This is a genomic window from Sphingomonas sp. MMS24-J45 (assembly GCF_044881195.1).
Classification (GTDB): domain Bacteria; phylum Pseudomonadota; class Alphaproteobacteria; order Sphingomonadales; family Sphingomonadaceae; genus Sphingomonas.
Genome location: NZ_CP173255.1, coordinates 3,350,534 through 3,376,777 on the forward strand (window position 1 = coordinate 3,350,534; position 26,244 = coordinate 3,376,777).

General features: G+C 65.2%; 27 protein-coding genes and 2 tRNA genes. 12 read left to right on the top strand and 17 right to left on the bottom strand.

Going from position 1 to position 26,244, the window contains the following annotated elements; all coding sequences use genetic code 11:
• Positions 1-107 precede the first annotated feature (107 nt).
• The 8 genes from leuC to AB5I39_RS16170 form a co-directional block, all read right to left on the bottom strand.
• Positions 108-1,562: a 3-isopropylmalate dehydratase large subunit gene (gene leuC, locus AB5I39_RS16135; protein WP_404369140.1), complete on the bottom strand. Its 1,455-nt coding sequence runs from the start codon at positions 1,560-1,562 to the stop codon at positions 108-110.
• Between the two features lie 49 nt (positions 1,563-1,611).
• Positions 1,612-2,511: an alpha/beta hydrolase gene (locus AB5I39_RS16140; RefSeq protein ID WP_404369143.1), complete on the bottom strand. Its 900-nt coding sequence runs from the start codon at positions 2,509-2,511 to the stop codon at positions 1,612-1,614.
• On the bottom strand, positions 2,508-3,143 hold the full coding sequence (locus AB5I39_RS16145; protein ID WP_404369145.1) for a 3-oxoacid CoA-transferase subunit B: 636 nt from the start codon (positions 3,141-3,143) through the stop codon (positions 2,508-2,510). Before AB5I39_RS16145 ends, AB5I39_RS16140 begins: the two co-directional genes overlap by 4 nt.
• Positions 3,143-3,493 (bottom strand): DUF5076 domain-containing protein, encoded by a 351-nt coding sequence (locus tag AB5I39_RS16150; RefSeq protein ID WP_404369148.1) that lies wholly within the window; start codon positions 3,491-3,493, stop codon positions 3,143-3,145. The genes AB5I39_RS16145 and AB5I39_RS16150 overlap by 1 nt, the downstream gene beginning before the upstream one ends.
• Entirely contained in the window at positions 3,490-4,383 is an 894-nt protein-coding gene (locus AB5I39_RS16155) for an HAD family acid phosphatase (RefSeq protein ID WP_404374199.1), read from the bottom strand. Before AB5I39_RS16155 ends, AB5I39_RS16150 begins: the two co-directional genes overlap by 4 nt.
• A gap of 125 nt (positions 4,384-4,508) precedes the next feature.
• Entirely contained in the window at positions 4,509-5,210 is a 702-nt protein-coding gene (locus AB5I39_RS16160) for a CoA transferase subunit A (RefSeq protein WP_404369149.1), read from the bottom strand.
• Positions 5,211-5,296: 86 nt separating this feature from the next.
• Positions 5,297-5,989, bottom strand: coding sequence for a VIT family protein (locus tag AB5I39_RS16165; protein WP_404369151.1), 693 nt, complete (start codon positions 5,987-5,989; stop codon positions 5,297-5,299).
• 24 nt (positions 5,990-6,013) lie between these two features.
• On the bottom strand, positions 6,014-6,928 hold the full coding sequence (locus AB5I39_RS16170) for an SMP-30/gluconolactonase/LRE family protein (RefSeq protein WP_404369154.1): 915 nt from the start codon (positions 6,926-6,928) through the stop codon (positions 6,014-6,016).
• A gap of 116 nt (positions 6,929-7,044) precedes the next feature.
• Between AB5I39_RS16170 and AB5I39_RS16175 the strand changes: the two genes are divergently transcribed.
• The 4 genes from AB5I39_RS16175 to AB5I39_RS16190 all read left to right on the top strand — a co-directional run bounded on the left by AB5I39_RS16175 (position 7,045) and on the right by AB5I39_RS16190 (position 10,765).
• Positions 7,045-7,413: a BlaI/MecI/CopY family transcriptional regulator gene (locus tag AB5I39_RS16175; RefSeq protein ID WP_404369157.1), complete on the top strand. Its 369-nt coding sequence runs from the start codon at positions 7,045-7,047 to the stop codon at positions 7,411-7,413.
• The gene (locus tag AB5I39_RS16180) at positions 7,410-9,110 is read left to right on the top strand and encodes a M56 family metallopeptidase (protein ID WP_404369160.1); all 1,701 of its coding nucleotides are present in this window, start codon (positions 7,410-7,412) and stop codon (positions 9,108-9,110) included. The genes AB5I39_RS16175 and AB5I39_RS16180 overlap by 4 nt, the downstream gene beginning before the upstream one ends.
• 84 nt (positions 9,111-9,194) lie before the next feature.
• Positions 9,195-10,064: an MBL fold metallo-hydrolase gene (locus tag AB5I39_RS16185; RefSeq protein WP_404369163.1), complete on the top strand. Its 870-nt coding sequence runs from the start codon at positions 9,195-9,197 to the stop codon at positions 10,062-10,064.
• Positions 10,061-10,765 carry a DUF4230 domain-containing protein gene (locus AB5I39_RS16190; RefSeq protein ID WP_404369166.1) on the top strand — a complete coding sequence of 235 codons (705 nt, stop codon included), beginning with the start codon at positions 10,061-10,063 and terminating at the stop codon, positions 10,763-10,765. The genes AB5I39_RS16185 and AB5I39_RS16190 overlap by 4 nt, the downstream gene beginning before the upstream one ends.
• Before the next feature lie 4 nt (positions 10,766-10,769).
• Here the strand turns inward: AB5I39_RS16190 and AB5I39_RS16195 are convergent, their stop codons facing one another.
• A complete protein-coding gene (locus AB5I39_RS16195; RefSeq protein ID WP_404369168.1) occupies positions 10,770-12,119 on the bottom strand; it encodes a peptide MFS transporter in 1,350 nt (449 codons plus the stop codon).
• Between the two features lie 124 nt (positions 12,120-12,243).
• Between AB5I39_RS16195 and AB5I39_RS16200 the strand changes: the two genes are divergently transcribed.
• Genes AB5I39_RS16200 through AB5I39_RS16215 form a run of 4 tightly spaced genes read left to right on the top strand, consistent with a single transcriptional unit; the run spans position 12,244 to position 15,660 of the window.
• Entirely contained in the window at positions 12,244-13,023 is a 780-nt protein-coding gene (locus AB5I39_RS16200) for a hypothetical protein (protein ID WP_404369170.1), read from the top strand.
• Positions 13,024-13,074: 51 nt separating this feature from the next.
• Entirely contained in the window at positions 13,075-14,085 is a 1,011-nt protein-coding gene (gene nadA / locus AB5I39_RS16205; RefSeq protein ID WP_404369173.1) for a quinolinate synthase NadA, read from the top strand.
• A 4-nt stretch (positions 14,086-14,089) separates the two neighbouring features.
• Entirely contained in the window at positions 14,090-14,935 is an 846-nt protein-coding gene (gene nadC / locus AB5I39_RS16210; protein ID WP_404374201.1) for a carboxylating nicotinate-nucleotide diphosphorylase, read from the top strand.
• 20 nt (positions 14,936-14,955) lie between these two features.
• Positions 14,956-15,660, top strand: coding sequence for a ribonuclease T (locus AB5I39_RS16215; RefSeq protein ID WP_404374203.1), 705 nt, complete (start codon positions 14,956-14,958; stop codon positions 15,658-15,660).
• 4 nt (positions 15,661-15,664) lie between these two features.
• Here the strand turns inward: AB5I39_RS16215 and AB5I39_RS16220 are convergent, their stop codons facing one another.
• From AB5I39_RS16220 to aroA, 8 genes are all read right to left on the bottom strand, one after another.
• Complete coding sequence (locus AB5I39_RS16220) at positions 15,665-16,078, bottom strand: DUF4112 domain-containing protein (protein ID WP_404374205.1); 414 nt, start codon at positions 16,076-16,078, stop codon at positions 15,665-15,667.
• 27 nt (positions 16,079-16,105) lie between these two features.
• A complete protein-coding gene (locus AB5I39_RS16225) occupies positions 16,106-17,578 on the bottom strand; it encodes an ABC transporter substrate-binding protein (RefSeq protein WP_404369176.1) in 1,473 nt (490 codons plus the stop codon).
• A 55-nt stretch (positions 17,579-17,633) separates the two neighbouring features.
• A tRNA-Leu gene (locus tag AB5I39_RS16230) sits at positions 17,634-17,719 on the bottom strand.
• A gap of 55 nt (positions 17,720-17,774) precedes the next feature.
• Positions 17,775-18,053 (bottom strand): integration host factor subunit beta, encoded by a 279-nt coding sequence (ihfB, locus tag AB5I39_RS16235; RefSeq protein ID WP_404369179.1) that lies wholly within the window; start codon positions 18,051-18,053, stop codon positions 17,775-17,777.
• Positions 18,054-18,209: 156 nt separating this feature from the next.
• Entirely contained in the window at positions 18,210-19,943 is a 1,734-nt protein-coding gene (gene rpsA / locus AB5I39_RS16240; protein WP_404369182.1) for a 30S ribosomal protein S1, read from the bottom strand.
• Positions 19,944-20,188: 245 nt separating this feature from the next.
• Positions 20,189-20,818: a (d)CMP kinase gene (cmk, locus tag AB5I39_RS16245; RefSeq protein WP_404369184.1), complete on the bottom strand. Its 630-nt coding sequence runs from the start codon at positions 20,816-20,818 to the stop codon at positions 20,189-20,191.
• Positions 20,815-21,063 carry a hypothetical protein gene (locus AB5I39_RS16250; RefSeq protein WP_404369186.1) on the bottom strand — a complete coding sequence of 83 codons (249 nt, stop codon included), beginning with the start codon at positions 21,061-21,063 and terminating at the stop codon, positions 20,815-20,817. The genes cmk and AB5I39_RS16250 overlap by 4 nt, the downstream gene beginning before the upstream one ends.
• A complete protein-coding gene (aroA, locus tag AB5I39_RS16255) occupies positions 21,060-22,394 on the bottom strand; it encodes a 3-phosphoshikimate 1-carboxyvinyltransferase (protein WP_404369189.1) in 1,335 nt (444 codons plus the stop codon). Before aroA ends, AB5I39_RS16250 begins: the two co-directional genes overlap by 4 nt.
• 113 nt (positions 22,395-22,507) lie before the next feature.
• Between aroA and AB5I39_RS16260 the strand changes: the two genes are divergently transcribed.
• The 4 genes from AB5I39_RS16260 (at position 22,508) to secA (ending at position 26,207) form a co-directional block, all read left to right on the top strand.
• The gene (locus AB5I39_RS16260) at positions 22,508-22,825 is read left to right on the top strand and encodes a TIGR02300 family protein (protein WP_404369191.1); all 318 of its coding nucleotides are present in this window, start codon (positions 22,508-22,510) and stop codon (positions 22,823-22,825) included.
• A gap of 112 nt (positions 22,826-22,937) precedes the next feature.
• Positions 22,938-23,013 (top strand) — tRNA-Ala (locus AB5I39_RS16265).
• A gap of 68 nt (positions 23,014-23,081) precedes the next feature.
• On the top strand, positions 23,082-23,387 hold the full coding sequence (locus tag AB5I39_RS16270) for a hypothetical protein (RefSeq protein WP_404369193.1): 306 nt from the start codon (positions 23,082-23,084) through the stop codon (positions 23,385-23,387).
• An 87-nt stretch (positions 23,388-23,474) separates the two neighbouring features.
• A complete protein-coding gene (gene secA, locus AB5I39_RS16275; protein ID WP_404369196.1) occupies positions 23,475-26,207 on the top strand; it encodes a preprotein translocase subunit SecA in 2,733 nt (910 codons plus the stop codon).
• The last annotated feature ends 37 nt before the right edge of the window (positions 26,208-26,244 follow it).

Genomic DNA, 26,244 nt, shown 5'->3' on the forward strand with positions numbered 1-26,244 from the left:
CGCTTATTTGGCGGAGGTCTTTGCGACCGGAATGGAATTGGCCGTCGCAGCATAAGCGGCGATGCCGCTCACGAGCGTGCCGAGCACCAGCAGAACCAGAACGCGCTTCATAGACCATCCCCCCCTCTGGGACGCAGCATCAAATCACGCACGTCGCTCAACCGCCCGGTCACCGCCGCCGCCGCAGCCATGGCCGGAGAAACCAGATGCGTGCGCGCACCCGGCCCCTGACGTCCTACGAAATTCCGATTCGAAGTGGAAGCGCAGCGTTGTCCGGGCGGCACTTTATCCGGGTTCATCGCCAGGCACATCGAACAGCCCGGCTCGCGCCAGTCGAACCCGGCTGCGGTGAAGATGCGGTCGAGCCCCTCGGCCTCGGCCTGACGCTTGACCAGGCCCGATCCGGGAACGACCAGCGCGTGGACGCCGTCGGCCACCCGCCGACCGTTCGCCACCTCGGCGGCGGCGCGCAAATCCTCGATCCGGCTGTTGGTGCAACTGCCGATGAAGATGTAATCGACGGCCACGTCCTGCATCGCGGTGCCGGGCGTGAGGCCCATATAATCGAGGGATTTCCGCGCCGCGTCGCGTTTGGCCGGATCAGCGAAGCTGTCGGGATCGGGCACGACGCCGGTGATCGGCACGACATCTTCGGGGCTGGTGCCCCAGGTAAGCTGCGGCGCGATGTCGGTCGCATCGAGCGTGACCAGCGCATCGTAGCGTGCATTGGCATCGCTCGGCAGGGTGCTCCAGTAGGCGACGGCTTGATCCCATGCTGCGCCCGCCGGGGCCATCGCACGACCCTTGAGATACGCAAAAGTCGTTTCGTCCGGCGCGACCAGGCCAGCGCGCGCGCCGCCCTCGATCGACATATTGGCGATGGTCAGGCGCCCTTCGATCGACAGCGCGCGGATTACCGATCCGGTGTATTCGATCACATGGCCGGTGCCGCCGGCCGCGCCGATCTTGCCGATGATCGCGAGGATCACGTCCTTAGCGCTGACCCCGTAGCCGAGCGTGCCATCGACGCGCACTTCCATCGTCTTGGACGGGGTTAGCAGCAGCGTTTGCGTCGCGAGCACATGCTCGACCTCGCTCGTCCCGATCCCGAAAGCGAGCGCGCCGAGCGCTCCATGCGCCGAAGTGTGGCTGTCGCCGCAAACGAGTGTCGTGCCGGGAAGGGTAAAGCCTTGCTCCGGCCCGACGACATGGACGATGCCCTGTTCGGGCGCCGCGGCGTCGATATAGTCGATGCCGAAGTCGCGCGTATTGCGCTCCAGCGCGTCGAGTTGCGCGGCGCTCTCGGCATCGGCGATCGGCAGCCGCTGGCCAGCGGCATCACGCCGTGCGGTGGTGGGGAGATTGTGGTCGGGCACCGCGAGCGTCAGATCCGGGCGGCGCACCGCGCGGCCATTGGCGCGTAGACCCGAAAAAGCCTGCGGGCTGGTCACTTCATGGACGAGATGCCGGTCGATATAGATCAGGCACGTGCCATCATCCCGCCGTTCGACGACATGATCGTCCCAGATCTTTTCGTACAGGGTGCGCGGACGGCTGGACATTCGGGCGGTTTAACCAAAAGATGCGCTCCTGCAAGGGCAGACCCGCCGTTTATTGCGCGGGTGCCGCGTCGCCGAGTTTGGCCTTCAGAAAGGCCGTGGTGTCCGCCAGCACCGGCGAGCGCTCGCGGAACGGCACCGACAGCGCCATGACGATCCCTTCGTGCGTCTGCTCCGGATAATTCTTCACTTCGATCGGCGCACCCAACTCCTTCAACCGCGCCCCGAGCCGGATCGCGTTGCGTGGGCGCACGGTGGTGTCGGCGGTGCCGGTGACGAGCAGCATCGGCGGCGCATCCGCGCGGCCGAAGGTGATCGGCTGGGTCATCGCCGGATCAGCCACGCCTTTGAACGCCTCGCGCGCCCGATCGGAGGTCCAGGGGTAGAAATCATACGGCCCGCATAAGGGCGCTGCGGCCTTGACGATGCGCGGATCCACCCCGACGGCGCGCAGCCAGCGCTGGTCGAGCGTCAGCATGGCGACAGTGTAAGCGCCTGCCGAATGCCCCGACAGCACGATCTGCGCCGGATCGCCGCCGAACTCGGCGACATGGTCACGGGTCCACTTCACCGCGTCCGCCCCATCCTGCAGCATCGCCGGGAAGCGGATTTGCGGGACCTTGCGGTAATCCGGCACCACGACGACGAAACCGGCCTTGGCGAAGGCGCGGGCGGCGAACCCATAGGCACGGCGGTTCCCCTTGGCCCAGCCGCCGCCATACCAGAAGATCAGCACCGGCCGCTTGACCGTCGCCCCGACCGGACGCCACACGTCGAGCGTCTGGCCGTGATCCCCGAACGCCAGATCCTTGCCGACGCGCTCCACGCCGTTGCCGCCGCCCATCACCTTGTCTAGGAAGCTGAGCAGCCCCGGTGGCGAGGTCAGCGCCGCAGCGGACCCCAGGCTCACCATCAGCAGCAGGGCGAGCGCAACGACGATCCGGCGCTTCAAGCGATATACTTCGCGGTCGTCTTGGCGGCGATGTCGTCGGCGGTGACGCCCGGCGCCATTTCGACCAGGCGGAAGGGCGAGGCATGGTCGGGCCGCTGGAAGACGGCGAGATCGGTGATGATCATGTCGACGACGTTCTTGCCCGTCAGCGGCAGCGTGCAGGCCGGGATGAACTTCGGGTCGCCGTTTTTCGACGTGTGCTCCATCACGACGATGATCTTCTTCACGCCCGCGACCAAATCCATCGCGCCGCCCATGCCCTTGATCATCTTGCCGGGGATCATCCAGTTGGCGATGTCGCCATTCTCGGCGACTTCCATTGCGCCGAGCACGGTCAGATCGATATGCCCGCCGCGGATCATCGCGAAGCTGTCGGCGCTGGAAAAATAGACCGACTGCGGAAGCTCGCTGATCGTCTGCTTGCCGGCATTGATCAGATCGGCGTCTTCCTCACCGGCGAGCGGGAACGGGCCGATGCCGAGCATCCCGTTTTCCGATTGCAGCGTAACCTCGACGCCAGGCGGAATGTGGTTGGCGACCAACGTCGGGATACCGATGCCGAGGTTCACATAGAAGCCGTCCTGCAATTCCCGCGCAGCACGCGCCGCCATTTCGTCGCGAGTCCAGGCCATCAATGGATATCCTTGTTCGGTAGGTAGCTGATGATGCCGTCGTCGGCATCGTCGGGATCGAGCTGATGCCCGGGATCGGTCGGGTTGCCGCGTTCGGCGTCAAGCCCTTCCCAGATGCGCGCCTCGGCCTCGGCCTCGCTGATCCCGGTCGCCTGCGCATACGCGCGCGCGCCGTGGCGGACGACGTCAACCAAGGCGATGCCCAGGGCGAAGGGATCGGGACCGATCGGCACGGGATTGATGAAACAGGTGGTGGGGCCGTCCTTGATCGCCCAGACGCGCAGGAATTCCCGCGCATCGCCCAGCATCCCGGCATAAGGCTGCAAGTCGATCGGGACGGGCTTTTTCATGGTTTAGCCTCCGTTGGGGTCCAGCGCTGCGCAGGGGCAAAGATATCATCGACCCCGCCCTTCAGTGCGGTGCCATAAGCGGGGTTGGGCAGAGTGAACCAGCCCGAGCCGAACACCGTGATCAGCGGTTCAGTCAGCACCGCGCTGCGCCGCGCGGTGGGGGCGAGTCGGGCGTTGAACAGGTCGCTGAAATCGCCAAGCTGATCGCCGCCCATCGCCACGACGCAATATTTGGCGGCGATCGTCGCGCGGCGGCCGTCCTTCTTGCTACCCATTGCATCGTCGCCGGACAGATACAGCGTCTCGCCGTGGATCGCCGGGCCTAGTCCGGCCCCCTCGATCGCGGCCCGCGTCGCGTCGGCATTGGCGGCAGAACGGTTGGTGTTGAAAATGACCGTCACGCCCATCTGGCGGATCGTGCCTAACGCGCGGACCGATCCGGGCGTCGGGAGCACCTTGCCGCCGCCGGTCCGCTCCCACGCCTGCCAGCGCTTTTCGTCATAGGGACGGCCGGGGTGGAGCGCCTCGTCATATTCGAAGCCGCTGTTGAGGAGGACGGTTTCGTCGACATCGAATACGACCGCTTTCGGCTTCGTGCCGCACGGCACCCATTTCGGCGCCGCGAGCGTGGCGTCGGGGGCGAGCACGACCGAGTTCTCCGGTGGCGTCGCCACCTGGCGTGCGACGTAGGAAACGATCGCGCGCCACGTCTGCTGCGAGGCTGCGGCGGCTTCGCCCGAGCCGTAGAGATATTGGATGCCAGTTGGAACGGTTGGGGCGGGTGGTATCCAGCCGCCATGCTCGATAGGCGCCACGTCGCCAGTATGTCGAACTGCGGTAAGTGGTCCCGCCGCGCAAGATGATAGCGCGAGCGCGATGAGCGCGACTATTCCCCTCCCGCGCGCGGGAGGGGTTAGGGGAGGGGATGTTGGGGCGACCGAGCGCTGGCCATTCCCTCCCCCAGCCCCTCCCGCACGCGGGAGGGGAGCGGAAGCGGCGTGGCTCGCCAAACCCATCACGCCGACTCACGCACTGTGCGGAATTCGATCTTCTTGTCGTATGGCGCGCCGATGACCATGCGCTTCACATAGATACCGGGCAGATGGATGCAGTCGGGGTCGAGGCTGCCGACCGGGACCACTTCCTCGACTTCGGCGACGCAGATGCGGCCTGCGGTTGCCATCGGCTGATTGAAATTCCGCGCGGTCTTGCGGAAGATGAGGTTGCCGCTCTCGTCGGCCTTCCAGCCCTTGATGATCGACAGATCGGCGCGGATGCCGCGTTCGAGGATATAGTCCTCGCCGTCAAAGGTCTTCACTTCCTTGCCCTCGGCGACCAGCGTGCCGACGCCAGTCTTGGTGTAGAAGCCGGGGATACCTGCGCCGCCTGCACGGCAGCGTTCGGCGAGCGTGCCTTGCGGGCAGAATTCAACCTCGAGCTCACCGCTCAGATACTGCCGCTCGAACTCCTTGTTCTCACCGACATAGGAGCTGATCATCTTCTTGACCTGGCGCGTGCGGAGCAGCTTGCCGAGACCCTCGCCATCGATGCCGGCATTGTTACTGGCGATCGTGAGGTCCTTGGTTCCTGCATCGCGGATCGCGTCGATCAGGCGTTCGGGGATGCCGCACAGGCCGAAGCCGCCAGCGCAGATCGTCATCCCGTCATGGAGCAGCCCTTCGAGAGCAGCGGCGGCGTCGGGATAGAGTTTGCGCATCGGACGGGTCCCTTTCGGATGTGCGCGCCGATTAGGGCGGGGAGGGGTTGCCGGTCAAGGCAAGCCCAGTGCCCTGTCCCACAAGGTCAGATATTTGCGCCGAACAGGTGGCCGATACCGGCGGTCACTGCCATTGCCAGCGCGCCCCAGAACAGGACGCGGATTGCGCCCTTCCAGATGTTCGCCCCGCCGATCCGCGCGCCGATCCCGCCAAGCACCGCGAGCAGCACCAGCGTCGCCACCACCACCGCTTCGATCAGGGCTGTTCCACGGAACAGGAACGCCATCAGCACGGGCAGGATCGCGCCAACCGCGAAACTCGCCGCCGAGGCGAGCGCGGCCTGCACCGGGCGCGCGACCATCGCCTCGTGAATGCCAAGCTCGTCGCGCATGTGCGCACCCAGCGCATCGTGCGCCATCAATTGCTCGGCCACTTGCGTGGCGAGCGCGCGGTCGAGCCCGCGCTGCCGATAGATGGCCGCAAGCTCGTGCGTTTCGGCCTTGGGGTCTTCCTCCAGCTCGGCCGCCTCCCGCGCCCGGTCCGCCGCTTCGGTATCGGCTTGCGAGCTGACCGAGACATATTCGCCCGCCGCCATCGACATTGCACCCGCGACCAGCCCGGCGATGCCGGTCAGCAGGATTGCATTCTGGCTCTGCGCGGCGGCGGCGACCCCAACGATCAGGCTCGCGGTCGAGACGATCCCATCATTCGCGCCAAGCACGCTCGCGCGGAGCCAGCCGATGCGCTGGACCAGATGTCGTTCGCCGTGTCTTATCATCCCGCTGCCGTAGCGGGGCGCTGCTCAATAGGCCAGCGCCAAGCCGGGACGCGGCCATTTCATGCTGATCAGCCGCCCGGTGCCCGACAGCGTGATGTAGGCGGTGCGCAGATCCGCCCCGCCCCAGCAGATGTTGGTGGTGAACGGGTCGGGCGTGGGCACGAACTCTACCAGCTCCCCGGCGGGCGAAATCACCGAGATGCCGCTCTCGCCGATCGTCGCGACACAGATGTTGCCGCTCGCCTCTACGCCCAGGGAATCGAAGAATTTGTAGCCGGACGGGCGATACAGCGGGATGCCGAGCCCGGCGAGCCCGACGCTCTGGTCCACCTTTCCCGGCGCGGTCACGTCGAACGCCATCAGGCGGCAGGTATAGGTCTCCGCCGCATAAAGCCGCTTGCCGTCGGGCGAGAGGCCGATGCCGTTGGGGTTTTCACTCGGGAAGACGACTTCTTCCAGATGGCTGCCATCGGCGTGCGCGTAGAAGATGCCGGTGATATCGCGTTCGCGGGGGCGGTTCTTGCCGTGGTCGGTGAACCAGAAGCCGCCGTACGCATCGAACACGATGTCGTTCGGCCCGCGCAGCACGCAGCCGAAATCGCCGTCCTTGTAGAGGATTTCGACCGCGCCGGTCGCGATGTCGATCCGTTCGATCCGCCCGCCCGAATAATCGTCGGCCTGACCGTGCGGGATCAGCAGGCCGGCCGGATGATCGACATAATTGAAGCCACCATTGTTGCAGCAATAGAGCTTCCCATCGGGGCCGATCGCCAGGCCGTTGGGGCCGCCGCCCGGCTCGGCGACGGTTTCGGTCGATCCGTCGGGGCAGACGCGGGTGATGCGGCCAGCGGCGATTTCGACCAGGATGACGCTGCCATCGGGCATCGCCACCGGGCCTTCGGGGAAGCGCAGGCCGCTCGCTAAAGTCTCGAAAGTCACATCCAACTCCTGTTTTTTGCGCCAACGTATCGGGAGTTGGCGGATCGCCAAAGGGCACACTTGACTACAGCCGTAATCGGTACGATTACAGGCGTAGTCATTACGGAGAGCGACTCGTGGCCGAACGCATCAGCGATGCCGAACATGCAGTGATGGAAGTGTTGTGGGACGAAAGCCCCCTGACGGCGCAGGACGTGGCGGAGCGGATCCCGCCCGAGCGGGACTGGTCCGCGAACACCGTCAAGACCTTGCTCGGCCGGCTGCTCGCCAAGGAAGTCATTGCGCATGAAGAGGATGGGCGGCGCTATCGCTACCGTCCGCTGGTGCAGCGCGAGGATTATGTCACGGGCGAATCGCGCAAACTGATCGACCGGCTGTTCGGCGGAAAGCTCACCCCGCTGGTCGCGCATCTGGCGGAGCGTGACGAACTGAGCGCGCAGGATATTGCTGAGATCGAGGCGCTGTTGAAGGGGCTGAAGGCATGATCGCCTGGTTGATCGAGGCGCTGATCGCCTCCACTGTGTTGATGATCGCGGTGCTGCTGTTGCGCGGACCGGTGCGCAAAGCCTTCGGTGCGCAGATCGCTTATGCGTTGTGGTTGCTCCCCGTATTGCGTCTCGTATTGCCTCCGTTGCCTGCATCCTGGTGGCAGGCGGCTGCCGTGGCACCGGTGCAGCGGGCCACCGAGCAGATGGCGGTCCTGTTCGTCGCCCCGGTCACCGAAGCGGCCGCGCCAACCTTGCCGACGCTTGAACCGGTGTTGGTGCCCGCGCTGGCAGTCCTGTGGGGCCTGGGGGCGGTCGCGTTCGTCGGCTGGCATACGCTGGCGCACCACCGCTTCTGCCGCCGTTTGCTCAACCGGGCGCACAATCGCACCGAACAGGCCGGCGTCCATATCATCGAAACCGACGCCGCGAGCGGCCCGCTCGCCTTCGGGGTGATGCGCCGCTACGTCGCCTTCCCGCGCGATTTTGCCGAGCGGTATGACGCGGACGAGCGCGATCTGGCGCTGGCGCACGAACTCGGCCACCACGCCCGCGGTGATCTGATCGCCAATTGGATCGCTCTGGTAGTGCTGGCGCTGCACTGGTTCAACCCGGTGGCCTGGCGCGCGTTTCGCGCTTTCCGGGCCGACCAGGAAATCGCGAATGATGCCCGCGTGCTGGCGGGGATGAACCCGATGCTGCGCCACAGCTATGCCTGCGCGATCCTGAAAGCCGCGCACCCGACATTTCTGAGCGGCACCGTTTCCGCGACGTGCCACCTCCATACCATCGACGACCTAAAAGGGAGACTGAGGATGCTGACCACTACCAAGACGTCGCGCGCGCGGCTGATCGCTGGGGCAGGGGTGCTGAGCCTGTGCGCCGCCGCCGGACTGGGCCTGACCGCCTCGGGCACCGCTGCGGTCACCAAAGTGCGCAGCACGGTCGAAAACGCGACCGGCGTCGATCTCGCCAGCCTGGATCAGAGCGCGGCCGCGCCGTTCGCTCCGCCCGCAGCGCCGGTCCCGCCACGCACGACCACCGATGCGCAACCACCGCGCGTTGCGTCCCCTGCGCCGTCGACTCCCGAGCAGCCGCTGCCGCCATCGAGCGTGGCTCCGGTTGCGCCTGAGGAACCCACCCCGCCCGAAGCTTCCGCCCGCGCGCCGGGTGAGGCGCGCACCACGACGACAACGGTTACCGTGACGAAGGACGGCAAGCGCATCGTCCGCTATGGCCGCTACGTGAAGCTCAACCGCGACGGCAGCTATACCATGGTCGGCGAGATCGCGCCGGTACCGCCGATGCGCACAATACCGCCCATGCCAGCAGTACCACCGATGCCCGCACTGGCAGCGATGCGCCCGCTGCCGCCGATGCCGCAAATCTCTTCGCGGGCCTGTGGTCCCGTCGGGGCAGATGGCAAGATGGTGATCAAGGAGCAGTCTGCTGGTGGGCGGCGCATCATCATCTGCAACGATCGCATCGCCGCTGCGGCCAGCAAGGGCGCTGCGATGGCTGCAAACAGCGCGCATATCGAGCGTGACGCCTATGCTCATGCGCTGAGCGGCCTGCGGGATGCGCGCGCTCGGATGCTGAGCGATACGGACATGAGCGCGGAAGCGCGCAAGCACGCGCTGGAAGGCATTGATACCGCGATCAAGGAAGTCGAAAGCGATCTGGCAAGGGTGCAGTAGGGCCGACAGAACGATCCCTCCCCCGGACAACCCGGGGGAGGGTTGCTCTTGCCAATCCCTGCGCGACCCGCCATCTCGCACCCCATGAGCGCGCAACTCCCCGGCGTCCCCGAGCAGCTCGAACCGCTCGTGTCGCGCGTTCTTGCGCCCAACCCGTCGCCTTTCACCCATACCGGCACGCAAGTGCATCTGGTCGGCACGACCGATCTGGCGGTGATCGATCCCGGCCCCGAGACACCGGACCATATCGCAGCGCTGCTCGCCGCGATCGCCGGGCGCCCAGTCCGCGCGATCCTGATCACGCACACCCACCGCGACCACAGTCCCGCCTCGCGCCCGCTCGCCGCCGCGACGGGTGCACCGATCGTCGGCTGTGCGCCACTCGCGCTAGACGACGCCGGGATCCGCTCGGACGCGTCGTTCGACCGTGATTACGCGCCGGACCGGATTCTGGCCGAGGGCGATAGCGTGAGCGGCGACGGCTGGACGCTCACCGCGCTCGCCACCCCCGGCCACACCTCCAACCATCTCTCCTTCGCGCTGCCGGAGGCGCAGAATGGGGCAGGGGCGCTGTTCACCGGCGATCATGTCATGGGCTGGTCGACCAGCATCGTCTCCCCGCCCGACGGCGACATGGCGGCCTATATGGCGAGCCTCGAAAAGCTGATGCCACGCACCGACCGCGTGTATTATCCCGCCCACGGCGATCCGGTCGAAAATCCGCAGCGGCTGGTGCGCGGGATGCTCGGGCATCGCAAACAGCGCGAGGGGCAGATCCTGCGTCTGCTGCGTAGCGCCCCCGCGACGATCCCCGACATGGTCGCTCGCATGTATGTCGGCCTCGATCCGCGGCTGTTCCCGGCGGCGGAGCGGTCGGTACTCGCGCACCTGATCGACTTGCGCGACCGCGCGTTGGTGACGGGCGATGCCGCCTTGTGGTCGGCGGCGGCATGACGGTCGAACGATCGCCGATCAAGATCGCGGTTGCGCTCGCACTGCTGATCGCGGCGCTCTTTGCGATCAAGCTCGTCTATGACCGCTATCGCACCGATTATGTCGTCGAACAGAATGACGACCGCGAAGCGATCGACCGGATCGTACAGACGACCTTTGCCAAGACGACGGCGCTGAAAGTCGCGACCCTGTCCGGCACCGAACAGGTCACCGCGCGCGATGTGCGGATGGGCGGGTGGCTGACCTCGGCCAAGGTGGTCAAGGTGCCCTTCACGGTCGATTATTTCGTGGATCTCGGCACGCTGGGGCTGCGGAAATATCAGTGGGACGAGCGCCGTCGTCGCCTGACGGTCGAGGTCCCCGACGTGACGGTCGCGCGGGCCAATGTCGATGAAAGCCGCATGACGATCAACCAGACCAGCGGTGTATGGGTGACGCGCGGGGCCGAGGTGGCGCTGGCCCGGACCATCTCGGTCAAGGCGCAAGCCAATGCGCAGACCGAAGGGCAGAAAGCGGAGCACCTCGCCGCGGCACGGGAAAGCGCGCGGCGCGGGCTCTCGACGTTGCTGAAGGGGGCGCTGGCCGCCGCGAAGCAGGATGATGTCGAGGTGGCGATCAGCTTCCCGTTCGAGCGCAAGGGCGATGGCGAGCGGTGGGACACCACCCGCTCGATCCCTGAGGTGCTCGGCAACCGTCTTTGATAGCTTAGGCGGCAAGCAGCTTTCGCAGCGGCCGTGCGAGGAGCGCCAGTGCCAACCCGCCACCGCCGACGATCGCGGCGTGCATCAGCCAGAAGCGCGTCGGGTCTATTGTCTCGTAAAAGCCGCCGATCCGCCCGCTGATGATGCTGGCGAAGAAGGTCGACAGATAATTGATGCCGACCAGAGTGCCGCGCAGCGACGGCGGAGACTTGGTCGCATAGAGCGCGAGCGAAATTGGCGTGAAATAGAGCCAGCCGATGTTCGAGATGAGATGGAACGCCACCGCCCATAGCAGAGGCGCGCGCCCATCTGCGCCCGACACGAATGGCGCTGCGGCGAGCCACACTGTGCCCAGCGCGAAGATCCCGCAGCCGACCGCCAGCTTGCCGATATCGTCGGGCTCCGCCCCACGTTTCGCCTGCCAGCGCCACAGAGCGAGAAACGCGGGCATGACCAGGATCGGCGCGACGCCATCGAGCGCCTGCAGCCACGGCACCGGCACGATGAACCCGCCGACGCGCAGGTTCAAATGATCGCGCACCCACAGATTATAGACGTTCCAGACCTGGCTCTGTGCGATCCAGAAACAGATCTGCACCGGGAAGACGATCGCCAGTCCGCCGATCCGCGACCAATCGCTGCCGGTGAGCGGTGCGCGCTCGACCACGGCTACACGCGCCGTGTCCGCGGGCAAATGGCGCTGCCCGACCAGATAGACGATCAACCCGATCAGCATCCCGAACCCGGCAAAGCCGAAACCGGTGTGCCAGCCATAGACCGCGGCCAGCGCGCCGGTGATGATCGGGGCGATGAACGCGCCGATATTGATCGCGACATAGTAAAGCTGAAACGCATCGGCCTCGCGCCGGTCGCCATCGGCATAGAGCGATTTGACTTGCGCGCTGAGATTGCCGCGCAGCAGCCCCGCGCCAAGGATCAACAGGAGGAGCGCAAGCAGAAACGTGACGTCGAACGCCAGCGCGAAATGCCCCGCGGTCATCAACAGCGCACCGAGCGCCACCGCGACGCGCCGCCCGGTCAGCCGGTCGCCGATCCATCCGCCGATCACGGGCGTGAAATAGATCAGCCCGACATAAAGCCCGAAGGTCTGCGCCGCGAGCGCCTGCACCGACAGCGGCCCGGTGAGGCGCTCGACCAGATTCCGAAAGCCCGCAAAACCCGCGACATGCTCGACATGCCCCGGCAGCAGCAACGCGCCGACCATGTAGAGCACCAACAGCGCCTGCATCCCGTGGAAGGAGATACGGTCCCAGAGCTCGGTCCCGGCAAGCACCCATAAGCCACGCGGCTGACCCCAAAGATCGCTTGGCCGGGTCGTGGGGTGGGATGCCATCCGCAGCAAGCTTGCACGCTAGCGAATGGCTCGCAAGCGGGCTGAGCAAGCCGGGCTTTCGATTTGTTTCGTTTCCGTTTTTCCGCTACAGCTGCCACGGTTACATGGCGGTCGGGGGGCAAGCATGGCGACGATAGCGACAGCGCGTGGCACGCAGGTGCGCGGCGAACCTTTTTTCCTGTGGAGCGCGATCGCGATGGCCTTGGTCATCGTGGCGGGCTTTTCATTGCAACTCGCAATGGGGCGGTCGAGCTTCGCCGCATCGCCGCCGCTGGTCCATGCCCATGCCATCGTTTTCATGGGCTGGGTCGCGATCTATGTGACGCAGAATGTGCTGGTCGCGAGCGGGTCGATCGCACTGCATCGGCGGTTGGGGTGGGTCGCGGCGGGGTGGATCGTCGCGATGTGCGTGCTGGGCTGCGCGGTCACGCTGGCGATGGTGCGGGAGGGGCGCACGCCGTTCTTCTTCACGCCGCTGCAATTCCTCATCCTGGACCCGGTTTCGGTCTTTTCCTTCGCTGGCCTTTCGGCCGCGGCGATCGTGCTGCGGCGGCAGACCGACTGGCACCGGCGGCTGCACTTTTGCGGCATGGCGATCCTGATGGGGCCGGCTTACGGGCGGTTGCTCCCGCTGCCCTTGCTGATTCCCTGGGCCTATGAGGCGACGTTCGCGGCGGTAATGATCTTTCCCGTGGTCGGCGTGATTGCCGATTGGCGCCGCACCGGACGCGTTCATCCAGCCTGGGGCTGGGGCATTGGCGTGATCGTGCTGGGGACGCTCGTGTTCGTCCAACTCCTGAGCCATAGCGCGACTGGCGTATCGATCTACGAAGCGGTAACGGCGGGCACGCCGGGTGCGGCGATCGCGCCGCTCGCGTTCCCGCCATTCCCGCGGCACCCTTGATCGCAGGCGCGCCCGCGTCCATGTGACACCCGCAAACGCGGGAGCAGCACGATGGACGCACGTAATGGTATCGGCGGGAGCCTGACCGGGCTGGACCTGCGGGCCGAAATCGATCGGCTGCGCAAGGAACGCAACGCGGTCATCCTCGCGCATTATTACCAGAAGCCCGAAATCCAGGACCTCGCCGATTTCGTCGGCGACAGCCTCGATCTGTCAAAAAAGGCCGCGGCGACCGATGCGGACGTCATCGCCTTCTGCGGCGTGCGCTTTATGGCGGAAACGGCCAAGATCCTGTCGCCGAACAAGATCGTCGTGCTCCCTGACATGGACGCCGGGTGCAGCCTGGAGGATAGCTGCCCGCCCGACAAGTTCGCGGAATTCCGCGCGCAGCATCCCGATCACATCGCGCTGACCTACATCAATTGCTCGACCGAGGTGAAGGCGCTCAGCGACGTGATCGTCACCTCCTCCTCGGCCGAGAAGATTCTGAGCCAAATCCCGCTCGACCAGAAGATCATCTTCGGGCCGGACAAGAATCTCGGCGGCTATCTGGCGCGCAAGACCGGGCGCGAGATGCTGCTCTGGCCGGGCGTTTGCATCGTGCACGAACGCTTCAGCGAGACCGAATTGCTAAAGCTGCAATTGCAATATCCGGGCGCGCCGATCGCCGCGCATCCGGAATGCCCGCCCTACATCCTTGATCACGCCGATTATGTCGGATCGACCAGCGGCATCCTCGCTTATGCCGATCAGATGCCCGGCGACACGCTGATCGTCGCGACCGAGCCGCATATCATCCACCAGATGGAGAAGTCGGCACCGCTCAAGAACTTCATCGGCGCGCCGGGCGCGGACGGCAATTGCAACTGCAACATCTGCCCGTACATGGCGCTGAATACGCTGGAGAAACTCTACGTCGCGCTGCGCGACCTGACCCCCCGGATCGAGATCGAGGAGGGCCTGCGCCTGCAAGCCAAGAAGAGCCTCGACGCGATGCTCGCGATGGCGAGCGGCACGGTGGGGATGGGCGATTTGGGGCCGGTGCGGGTCACGGGGGATTGAGGTGGTGACATTCGCCCTCGACCGTTTCGACCTCCCCGCCTTCGTCGCCGCCACGCTCGCCGAAGACCTCGGCCCCGGCGGAGACATCACGTCCGCCGCCGTCATACCGGCTGACGCGCGCTTCACCGGCACGATGGACAGCCGTGACGCGATCGTCGTCGCTGGCTTGCCGATCGCAGAAGCGTTCTTTCGCGCGCTCGATCCTGAGGTGGTGATCGAACGGCTGGTCGAGGATGGGCAGAGCGTGTCCGCCGGGACCGATCTGCTGCGGCTCCACGGCCTCGCCCGCGCGATGCTGACGGCGGAGCGCTCGGCGCTCAATACCGTACAGCATCTTTCCGGGATCGCGACGATGACGCGTGCCTATGTCGATGCCATCGCTGGCACCGGCGCCACTTTGCTCGACACGCGCAAGACCATCCCCGGTCTCCGCGTGCTCGAGAAATACGCCACGCGGATGGGCGGGGCGACCAACCATCGCATGGGGCTGTGGGACGCCGCGATGATCAAGGACAATCACGTTGCCGTTGCGGGTGGCGTCGGCCCGGCAGTCGCGCGTGCGGTGGCGGCGGGGATCGAACGGATCATCGTCGAGGTCGATTCGCTCGACCAGATCGAACCGGCGTTGACGGCGGGAGCGACGCATCTGTTACTCGACAATATGGACCCGCCGACGTTGCGCGAGGCGGTGGGGATCGTCGCCGGGCGCGTGCCGACCGAGGCATCGGGCGGGGTGCGGCTCGACACGATCCGCGCGATCGCCGAGACGGGCGTGACCTTTGTCAGCGTCGGACGCTTGACGCAGTCGGCTCCGGCGGCCGATATCGGGCTGGATTTCGCGGCAATTTGAGGGAATTGGCGATGCGGACGATGGTAGGGCTCGCTGGGGCTGCACTGCTCGCGTTGCCGGGCGTGGCGGCGGCGCAAAGCTATCAATGTACCGTGCCTTCGAACGTCCCGACCCCGCGCCCGGATCTTGCGTCAGAGCGTCAGCCGCAGCGGCTGCGCCCGATCACTGGCTACACGCTCGCGCTGACATGGGCTCCGCAATTCTGCCACAACAATGCGCGTGATGCCTCGGCGCGGTTTCAATGCCAGAGCGGCAACCGCTTCGGTTTCACGCTGCACGGGTTGTGGCCCGACGGCGTTGGCAAGGAGTGGCCGCAATATTGCACCGCGACGCCTTTGCTGCCGCCCGCCGTGATCAAGCGGAACCTGTGTTCGACGCCGTCGGCGCAACTCCTGCAGCACGAATGGGCCAAGCACGGAACCTGTATGCAGACCACGCCGGCCGATTACTTCGCGCGGTCGACCGGCCTGTACGGCAAGCTGCGCTATCCCGACATGGATGCCTTGTCGCGCAAGCCCTTGAACGCCGGGCAATTCGCCACAGCCTTTGCCGCTGCCAATCCCGGCGTACCGGCCAATGCGGTGCGCGTTACCGCCAATCGCAAGGGCTGGCTCGACGAAGTGTGGCTCTGTCTCGACAAGGGCTTCGCCTACACCCGCTGCGAGGCCAATTCTGGAGGTCTGCCCGCTAATTCCAGCCTCAAGATCTGGCGCGGCCGCCGCTGACCCGTCAGCGCCCTTCAAGCACCACCGTTGATGGGTGATGCTTGTCGAGGTGGCGCTTGATGATCTTCAGATTGCGCGTATTCGACCGGAAGAAGAAGTCGGGTATCGCACCAACGAACGGGATGAGGCCGAGCACGAAATCCACGCCGACATTGCCGAACATCCGCGCCATCTGCGCTTTCGACATGCCAAGATTACGCGCCTCCCACACCATCCACGCGCCCATCGCCGCGCCGACCGCATCGCCGCCGACCGGGATAAGATCGAGAATCACGTCGAGCCCAACCCGACGATTGATGCCCGGGATGACGAACAACCCTTCCAGGAGATGCTCCATCGCCTCGATCCGCTTGCGCACCGCTGCGGCATCGCGCCCTGTGTAAGATGCAGCGAAGTCGCCAAAGGGCGGGGCGCTCATGCGGGTGGTCTTGTCTGCCATGTCACCTTAATTGGGATCGGTGCGGAGGTGATTCAACGGGTGCCATGCGCGCGAGTTCCCGGTCCACGCGCGCAATCGGATGCTGACCAGCGACCAGCGTAGCGGCCGCGCCAACGGAATGAAGGCCACGTCGCTGGCAAGCGCGGCATCTGCGGCCGCGATCTGCTGCGCGCGGAGGCGAGGCGAGTCGGCATCGCGCGCCGCATCGATTGCGGTTTGCGCGGCTTCGCTGCACATCTGGCAGGCAGTGGCGACATACCAGCGGCCGCTGTCATAGGGCGCCACAGCATCGATCAGGCGGAGATCGGCGGGCGCATCGATCGCGACGCGCTCGGGCGTGATCCCGAGAGCGAGCAGCGCAGAGCCGACATAGCCGAACAGCACATTCGCGCCGGGCCCGCTTGGCAAAGCGATGCGCAGACGCAAATCGCCAGAATGCGCTTTGCTCCAGGCCGCGATCCGGTCCCGTGGGCTTGGCTCGCCCGGCGCGAGGGGGGCACTCCATGCGGGGACGGCCGGAGACGCGGAAGAGTCGAGCTGTTCCGGAAGCAATTGTGTCACGGCCTCCCAGTCCGGAGATATTGCGGCGATGAAACCGGCACGATCGATCGTTCGGGCAATCGCGGCCCGATTTGCTGCATCGGACAGCAGTCCGGTCCGGTTGACGATGGCCAGTCCGAACAGGCCTGCGGCGGGGTCGAAACGACGGTTGATTGGCGCGATCGTCGTCAGATTGACCAGCGGCCAATCGGTAAAGGTGCCGCCGGTCACGAAATTGGCTTCGCGCCGGTCAAATCGGAGGATTGCGCGCGAAGCTCGCTCTCCGATCAGGCGGATGTCGGCGGCGGGTGATGGTTCGGTCGCATCCTCATCGGGGCTGCGTGCCGGGTCGAAAGCGGGTCGCAACGTCACTCTGCGCCCGCGTTGCGACATGATTCGATACGGGCCGCTGCCGCCGGGCGGGGCCAGGCGTAAAATCGCCATCTCAGGTTGCGCAAAGAGTTTGAGCAAGTCGGGACGCGGCCGCTTCAGCCGGATCTCGATGACCTCGGGCGTCATCTCGACGATCTCATCGATCGCGGTCAGATACGGACGCAGCACATTATGCGATCCGGGGGCAACCTGCCGACGCAGCGCCCGGACGACGTCAGACGCGGTGACTGGCCTTCCGTCGCTCCACTCCGCGTCGCGCAAACGGAAAATGTAGCTGGTACCGTTGTCGATGACGCTCCACCGTTCCGCGATGCCGGGCTCGATCTGTCCGGCCGAATCGAAGCGGACCAATCCTTGCGCGGTCATGTCGAGCATTACCCGCGCCGATGTGTCGAGTGGTCCACGCGCCGGATCCGCGAGCTTAGGCGCGTCACCGATCGCGCTGACGACGATCGGGCCAGTCTCGGAACGCGGCGTGCACGCCGCGAGCGCCGAGGCAGCGGCCAGGATCAGCGCGGAAAGAAGGATCGGTCGGCGGCGGATCATCGCGCTACCCTGCCACCGGCAAGCGCACTATGCCACCCGCGAAGCACAGCAGGAATGGTGCGGACGGCGGGACTCGAACCCGCACACCCAATGGGCGAGGGATTTTAAGTCCCGTGCGTCTACCAATTTCGCCACGTCCGCATCCACGGAAATGCCAAGCGCACCGCGCGTGCGGCGTCAAGCCGGGATGCGTGTCTCAGACGTTGAGACGGGCGCGCATTTCCTTGCCGGGTTTGAAATAGGGAACGCGCTTGGCATCGACCGCGACCAATTCGCCGGTGCGGGGGTTGCGGCCCGTACGGGCATCGCGTGCGCGGGTCGAGAAGGCACCGAAGCCACGCAGCTCGACACGGCCACCTTCGGCCAGGCGTTTCGAGATTTCGTCGAAAAACGTCGTGACGAGTGATTCAATATCGCGCGCCGACAGATCGGGATTGTCCGCCGCCAGCATCGCCACGAGTTCCGAACGGATCATCGTCTCATTTCCCTTGCCCCCCTTACCGCCCAATCAGGACGGTAAGGCCACATCGGACTTAATATAGCTTAAGTTCGTCAGCGGGTATAGGCACGAAACGATAGGGGAAAACAGCGGCGAGGCTACTCAATTTGTACGAGTAGCCTCGCCAACTGCTCACTTCTTGCTGTCGGCGCTCTGAGCCTTCAGCGCTGCGCCCAGGATGTCGCCGAGCGATGCGCCCGAATCCGACGAACCGTACTGCGCCACGGCCTGCTTCTCTTCGGAGATCTGCATCGCCTTGATCGAGAAGGTCGGCTTCTTCGAACGATCGAAGCCGGTGACCATCGCGTCGAACTTCTGACCGACCTGGAAGCGCTCCGGGCGCTGCTCGTCGCGGTCGCGGCCGAGATCGGTCCGCTTGATGAAGCCCGTCGCGCCGTCGTCGCCGACCTGCACTTCGAGGCCCGCGTCGCGCACTTCGAGCACGGTGACCGTGACGATGGCGTTCTTGCTAAGGCCCGATGCCGCTGCCGAAATGCCGCCGGCCGCAATGCCGCCTGCTGCCGGAGCACCACGCTCGAGCTGCTTCATGCCCAGCGAGATGCGCTCCTTCTCGGCATCGATGTCGAGCACGATCGCCTGAACGACCTCACCCTTGCGATGCAGGTTGAGCGCGTCTTCACCCGAAACGCCCCATGCGATGTCCGACATGTGGACCATGCCGTCGACATCGTTGTCGAGGCCGATGAACAGGCCAAATTCGGTCGCGTTCTTGACTTCGCCCTCGACGGTCGAACCGATCGGATGCGCTTCGGCGAAGGCCTCCCACGGGTTGCTGATCGCCTGCTTGAGGCCGAGCGAGATGCGGCGCTTGTCGGGATCGACCTCGATGACCACCACGTCGACTTCCTGCGACGTGCTGACGATCTTGCCGGGATGGACGTTCTTCTTGGTCCAGGACATTTCGGACACGTGGACCAGGCCTTCGATGCCCGGCTCGAGCTCGACGAACGCACCATATTCGGTGATGTTCGTGACGCGGCCCGACAGCTTCGCGCCGACCGGATACTTGGCGGATGCGCCTTCCCACGGATCGCTCTCGAGCTGCTTCATGCCGAGCGAGATACGCTGCGTGTCCTTGTTGATGCGGATGATCTGCACCTTGACGGTATCGCCAATGTTCAGGACTTCCGACGGATGGCCGACGCGCTTGTAGCTGAGATCGGTGACGTGCAGCAGGCCGTCGATGCCGCCCAGGTCAACGAACGCACCGTAATCCGTGATGTTCTTGACGACGCCGTCGATGATCTGGCCTTCGGCGAGCGACAGGATCAGGCCCGAGCGCTGCTCGGCGCGGGTCTCTTCGAGGATCGCGCGACGCGACACGACGATGTTGCCGCGCTTGCGGTCCATCTTGAGGATCTGGAAGGGCTGCGGGATGTCCATCAGCGGGGTGACGTCGCGCACGGGGCGGATGTCGACCTGCGAACCGGGCAGGAACGCCACGGCGCCGTTGAGGTCGACGGTGAAGCCGCCCTTGACCCGGCCGAAGATCACGCCCTCGACGCGGGCAGTCTTGGCGAACTCGGTTTCGAGCGTGTCCCATGCGGCTTCGCGGCGGGCGCGGTCGCGCGACAGCATCGCTTCACCGTGGACGTTCTCGACGCGGTCGACGAACACTTCGACTTCGTCACCGACCTTCAGATCGGCCTTCTGGCCCGGCATTGCGAATTCGCGCAGGGGCACGCGACCTTCCGACTTCAAACCGACGTCGATGACGGCGAGGTCATTCTCGATTGCAGTGACGGTGCCCTTGACGACGCGGCCTTCGAAGCTGTCGGCACCGCCGAGAGTCATTTCGAGAAGAGCGGCGAAATCGTCGCGCGTTGGATTTGCCTGAGTGGCCATAAAGTCCTGTATTCCTAAGTTAGTTTCCGGCCAGCCGGTTGTCTCCGGCGGTCTTGGCCAATATTGCCGCGGAGGCCGAATGCCGCCGCGACATCCGCCATTCGAACTTGCGGAGGATCAAGTCGCCATAATGCGAAAAGGGCGCGAGAGGACATGCCTGTCGCGCCGACCTCCGCGAGCACCGCCCGCCGGACGCCCTTCCTATAACCGAGCGAGCGCTTTCTAGCAAGCGCCGCCCGCGCAGCTCAGCGCTTTGCCGCGACCTTCGCCTCGACGATCGCGATGGCGCGTTGCACCGATGCGTCGATCGACAGGAAACTCGTGTCGAGCAGGGCCGAATCCTTGGCTGGCAGCAAGGGGGCGGTGGACCGGGTCGAATCGCGCAAATCGCGCGCGCGGATGTCGGCGAGCACCTTATCGATACTGATCGTCGAGCCGTTCGCGCGCAGCTCGGCGTGGCGGCGTTTGGCGCGGATGCTGGGGGTCGCGCGGATGAAAAGCTTCGCGTCGGCGTCGGGCGCGATTACCGTGCCGATGTCGCGCCCGTCGAGCACTGCGCCGCCCGGCTGCGCCGCAAATCGCCGCTGACGTTGCAGCAGCGAGGCGCGCACCAGCGGATGCGCCGAGACGACCGAGGCGAGTGTGCCGATTTCGTCGGTGCGCAGGATCGGATCCTCCAGCAAGGCATCGTCGAAATCGCACGCGGCGATGGCATCGGCCTCGATCGACGCGTCAAGTTCTAGCCGCTGCACGTTCGCGGCGACGGCGCGGTACAGCAGGCCGGTGTCGAGGTGCGGCAGGCCGTAATGCCGCGCGAGCGCACGCGCGATCGTGCCTTTGCCCGATGCGGCTGGGCCATCGACGGCGATGATCATCGGCGTGTCACCACGGTCCGTACCAATCCAATCAAAGCGATTGCCGCCCATGCCGTCTCCAGCAGAAGCGCGGGCAGATTATAGTTCACGATCAGCGAAAGGGCGAGCAGCGACGCGCCGATGAAGTTGAGCGCGTTCGACAGCCGATCCGGCGCCGCATTGCGCAGCGTCTGATAGGCAAAGCCGCTGAGGATCGTCACCGCGCCGACGAACCCGATGATATCGGCGGTGGCCGAATTGATCATGCCGCGTCGCCCTGCAGGTGTGCGATCTGATCGAAGAAGGCGGGGTAGCTGGTCGCGACGGGCGAGGCATCGTCGAGCGTGACATCCGCGCGGCAGTTGAGGGCCGCCACGCTCAAGCTCATCGCGATGCGGTGATCGAGGTGCGTCGCGATCGTCGCGTCGCCGGGCAGCGGATCGCCACCGGTGCCGTCGATCAGCAAGCCGTCCTCGACTTCCTCGACCCGCGCGCCGATCGCGCTCAGCGCGGCGGCCATCGCGGCGATCCGGTCCGATTCCTTGACGCGCAATTCCTCGGCACCGCGCGCGATCGTACGGCCCGTCGCGAACGCCGCCGCCACGAACAGCGCGGGATATTCGTCGATCATGCTGGGAGCCAGATCGGGTGGCACCTCGATCCCAGTCAGCGCGGCATGACGCACGCGCAGATCGGCGACCGGTTCGCCGCCGACCTCGCGACGATCCAGTTCCTCGATGCTCGCGCCCATCAGGCGCAGCGCGGTGAACAGCCCGGCGCGGGTTGGGTTGAGCCCGACATTCTCGACCACGACATCCGATTCAGGCACGATCGTCGCCGCGACGACCAGGAACGCCGCCGAGGAGGGGTCGCCTGGCACCACGATATGCTGCGGCTTCAGTTCGGCCTCGCCGGTGATCGAAATGATCTTGCCCTGCGCTGCGGCCTCCACCGTGACGGTCGCGCCGAAACCGCGCAGCATCCGCTCGCTATGGTCGCGCGTGGCGACCGGTTCGATCACGCTGGTGATTCCCGGCGTGTTGAGCCCGGCGAGCAGGACCGCCGACTTCACTTGCGCCGAGGCGACCGGCAAGGTGTAGCGGATCGGCACCGCCGGACACAGCCCGCGCAGCATCAGCGGCAAGCGACCGCCGGGGCTCGCGGTGATGTCGGCGCCCATTTGCGTCAGCGGCGTGATCACTCGCCCCATTGGCCGCTTCGACAGCGACGCATCACCGATGAAGGTCGCGGTGATCGGATGGCTCGCGATCAAGCCCATCAGCAGTCGGGTCGACGTCCCCGAATTGCCCATGTCGAGCGCGCTCGCCGGTTGCAGCAGCCCGCCGACGCCGACCCCGTCGATCGTCCACACCGCATCGTCACTGCGCGCGATGCTCGCCCCCATTTGACGCAGCGCGGCGGCGGTCGCCAACACGTCTTCACCCTCCAGCAGGCCCGTCACGGTGCTGGTGCCTACCGCAAGCGCCGAGAACATCAGCGAACGGTGGCTGATCGATTTGTCGCCGGGCACCCGCACGCGGCCGGTGAGCGTGCCGGATGGAGAGATCGTGCGGGGATGTGGGGTAGGGTGAGCCATCGGGCGTGCGCTTTGACAGTGCGCTTGCGCTATGGCAAGGCGCGCCCCACTTTGCTGGCCAAGGTCGAATACGGTCTGCAAAACTCCCATCTTTGACAAGAGGTCTACGGCATATGATCCAGCCGGAATGGGGCACGAAGCGTACGTGCCCGAAATGCGCCACTCGTTTCTACGATCTCGGCAAGGACGATCCCGTCACGTGCATCAATTGCGGCGCGCATTGGGAGCCGGAACCGATTCTGAAGTCGAAGCAGCCGCTGCCGTTCGAGCAGGCCAAGCCCGATATGGTGAAGAAGGACGACGATCTCGCCGGTGATGACGAGGATATCGACACCGGTGAAGACGAAGAGCCCTCGCCGGACGATGAGGTCGATCTCGGCGGCGACGACGATCTCGGCGTTGATGCGCCGATCAGCGAAGACGAACATTGATCGTCGGGCATTGATCGAAACTTTTTAATGGCAAGTGGCACTCAGGCCGCTTGCCAAGGGTGCGTCGCCTCGGTAGGGGCGACGCCTGCCCGGGACCACCCACCCGGGAGATGGGGCCGTAGCTCAGCTGGGAGAGCGTTCGCATGGCATGCGAAAGGTCAGGGGTTCGATCCCCCTCGGCTCCACCATCTTTACTAAATTTCCGTTTTTCGCACCGCCGGGCCTCGCCCCCGCCTCGCCGCAACCACAGTTCGTCATGGACGTTACGCTGGCGAACCCTTACATGCGGCGGCACACGATGAACTGGCTACTCGTTCTTTCCGCGCTTTTTTCGACGCTGACCGGCGTCAACGTCGGTGCGCATCCGCTTTCCGCGGTCGTGCAGCGTTCGGCGCTCGCCACGGCGATTCGGCAGCGTGTCGCAACAGCAGCACCACTGGCGCGCGCGCATGTGCATCTGCTCGGTGCCTTTGGCGTGCGGCCCGCTTTTGCCTTGCTGACTACGCTGGCCGTTCCCACGCCTGCCAGTGTGCCGCTGTACCTGGGTCGCCTGCGGGTTTGATCCGGCGGCGCTGATCGCGCTGCCATCACCACATTTTTCGGCACCGCGCGCCGCGCGGGCCATCTCTCTTCATTTCAGGAAATCTCTATGCTCGGCGGCATTGCCAAAACGCTTTTCGGGTCGTCGAACGACCGGTACGTCAAATCGCTCGGGTCGATCGTCAACAAGGTCGCATCGTTCGAATTGTCGCTGCAAGCCATGTCGGACGCCGACCTGTCGGCGCAGACGATCAAGTTCCGCACCCGGCTGGACGCGGGCGAAACGCTCGACAACCTGCTGCCCGAGGCCTTCGCGACGGTGCGGGAAGCGGCAAAGCGCGTGCTGGGGCAGCGGCATTACGACGTGCAGGTGATCGGCGGCATCGTGCTCCACCGGGGCGAAATTGCCGAGATGCGCACGGGCGAGGGCAAGACGCTGGTCGCGACGCTCGCCACCTATCTCAACGCGCTGCCGGGCAAGGGCGTCCACGTCATCACGGTGAACGACTATCTCGCCGCGCGCGACGCAGGCTGGATGGGCCAGGTCTACAAATTCCTGGGCATGACGGTCGGCGTGATCGTGCCCAATCTGTCGGATGAGGAGCGCCGCGAGGCCTATGCCGCCGACATCACCTACGGCACGAATAACGAGTTCGGCTTCGATTATCTGCGCGACAATATGAAGTACGACCGCGAATCGATGGTGCAGCGCCCCTTCGCCATGGCGATCGTCGACGAGGTCGATTCGGTGCTGATCGACGAAGCGCGCACGCCGCTGATCATTTCTGGCCCGACCGACGACAAATCCGACCTGTATCGCTCGGTCGATCTGGTCGTGAAGCAGTTGAGCGCGGAAGATTACGAAAAGGATGAAAAGCAGAAATCGATCATCCTGACCGAGGACGGTACCGAGAAGGTCGAGCGCATGCTCGAGGCGGCCGGGCTGCTGGAGGGTGCGAACCTCTACGATTTCGAGAACACCCAGGTCGTGCATCACCTGAATCAGGCGCTGCGCGCGAACATGATGTTCCGGGCCGACACCGACTATATCGTCAAGGACGGCAAGGTCATCATCATCGATGAATTCACCGGCCGAATGATGGACGGCCGGCGCTGGTCGGACGGTCTGCACCAGGCGGTCGAGGCCAAGGAGGGCGTCGAGATCGAGCCAGAGAACCAGACGATGGCCTCGATCACCTTCCAGAACTATTTCCGCATGTATCCGAAGCTCGCCGGCATGACCGGCACGGCGGCGACCGAGGCGGCGGAATTCTACGACATCTACAAGATGAACGTTGTCACCATTCCGACGCACGTGCCGGTACAGCGCGTCGATGAGGAAGACGAATTCTACAAGGATACCGCCGACAAATTCCGCGCGATCGCCAAGAAGATCAAGCATCACGCCGATCTCGGCCAACCGGTGCTGGTCGGCACGGTCTCGATCGAGAAGTCCGAACTGCTGAGCGAATTCCTGGTGCAGGAGGGCGTGAAGCACGAGGTGCTCAACGCGCGCCAGCATGAGCGCGAGGCGCATATCGTCGCGCAGGCTGGGCGCAAGAGCGTGGTCACCATCGCGACCAACATGGCGGGCCGCGGCACCGATATTCAGCTGGGCGGCAATCTCGAATTCCGCGTCAACGACGAACTGGCCGACATGCCCGAGGGGCCGGAGCGCGAAGCCGCGATCGAGCGTATCCGCCAGGAAATCGCGCAGGAGAAGGCCGAAGTGCTCGCGGCTGGCGGCTTGTTCGTGCTCGGCACCGAGCGCCACGAGAGCCGGCGCATCGACAATCAGTTGCGCGGCCGCTCGGGCCGTCAGGGCGATCCGGGCCTTAGCCGCTTCTACCTGAGCCTCGACGACGATCTGCTGCGCATCTTCGGGCCGGACACGCTGTTCGCCAAGATGATGCGCTCGAACATCGGCGACGGGGAAGCGATCGGCAGCAAGTGGCTGTCCAAGGCGATCGAGACCGCCCAGAAGAAGGTCGAAGCGCGCAACTACGACATCCGCAAGCAGGTCGTCGAATATGACGACGTGATGAATGACCAGCGCAAGGTAATCTACGAACAGCGCGCCGACATCATGGACGCCGACACCGTTGGCGACGTGGTCGAGGATATGCGCACCGAGACCGTGAACACGATCGTGGGTGGTGCCTGCCCGCCGGGAACCTACCCCGAGCAATGGGATATTGCGGGGATGAAGGCCGGGCTCGCCGAAATGCTCAACATCGAGCCGCAGATCGAGGCGTGGCTGGAGGAAGAGGCGATCGACCCCGAGATCATCGAGGAACGCGTCCAGAGAATGGCCGACGAGATGATCGCCGAAAAGGCTGCGTCGCTCGATCCGGACACGTGGGTGCGCGTTGAAAAGTCGATCCTGCTGCAAAATCTGGACCATCACTGGAAGGAGCATCTCGCGACGCTCGATGCACTGCGCCAGGTGGTTCATCTGCGCGCCTATGCGCAGAAGACTCCGATCAACGAATATAAGCAGGAAGCGTTTTCGCTGTTCGAACGCATGCTCGCCAACATTCGCGAGGATGTGACGCGCACGATCGCCTTCGCGCAATTCCAGATCGAGCAGCCGCCCGAACTGCCGAGCCTGCCGGACTTCATTACCTCGCACTTCGACCCGTTCACGGGCGACGACGACACCTATGACCGGGATGGCGGAGCGGGCCTCATCACCACGCGCTTGCCGCCGCTGTCGATCCCGCAGCCCGATGGCGCCGAGATCGGGCAGGACCCGGCCGCTTGGGCGGGGACGGTAAGCCGCAACTCGCCGTGCCCGTGTGGCTCTGGTCGCAAATACAAGCACTGCCACGGCGCGGTGTGATACAAAAAGGCCCCGTGCTTTCGCACGGGGCCTTTTT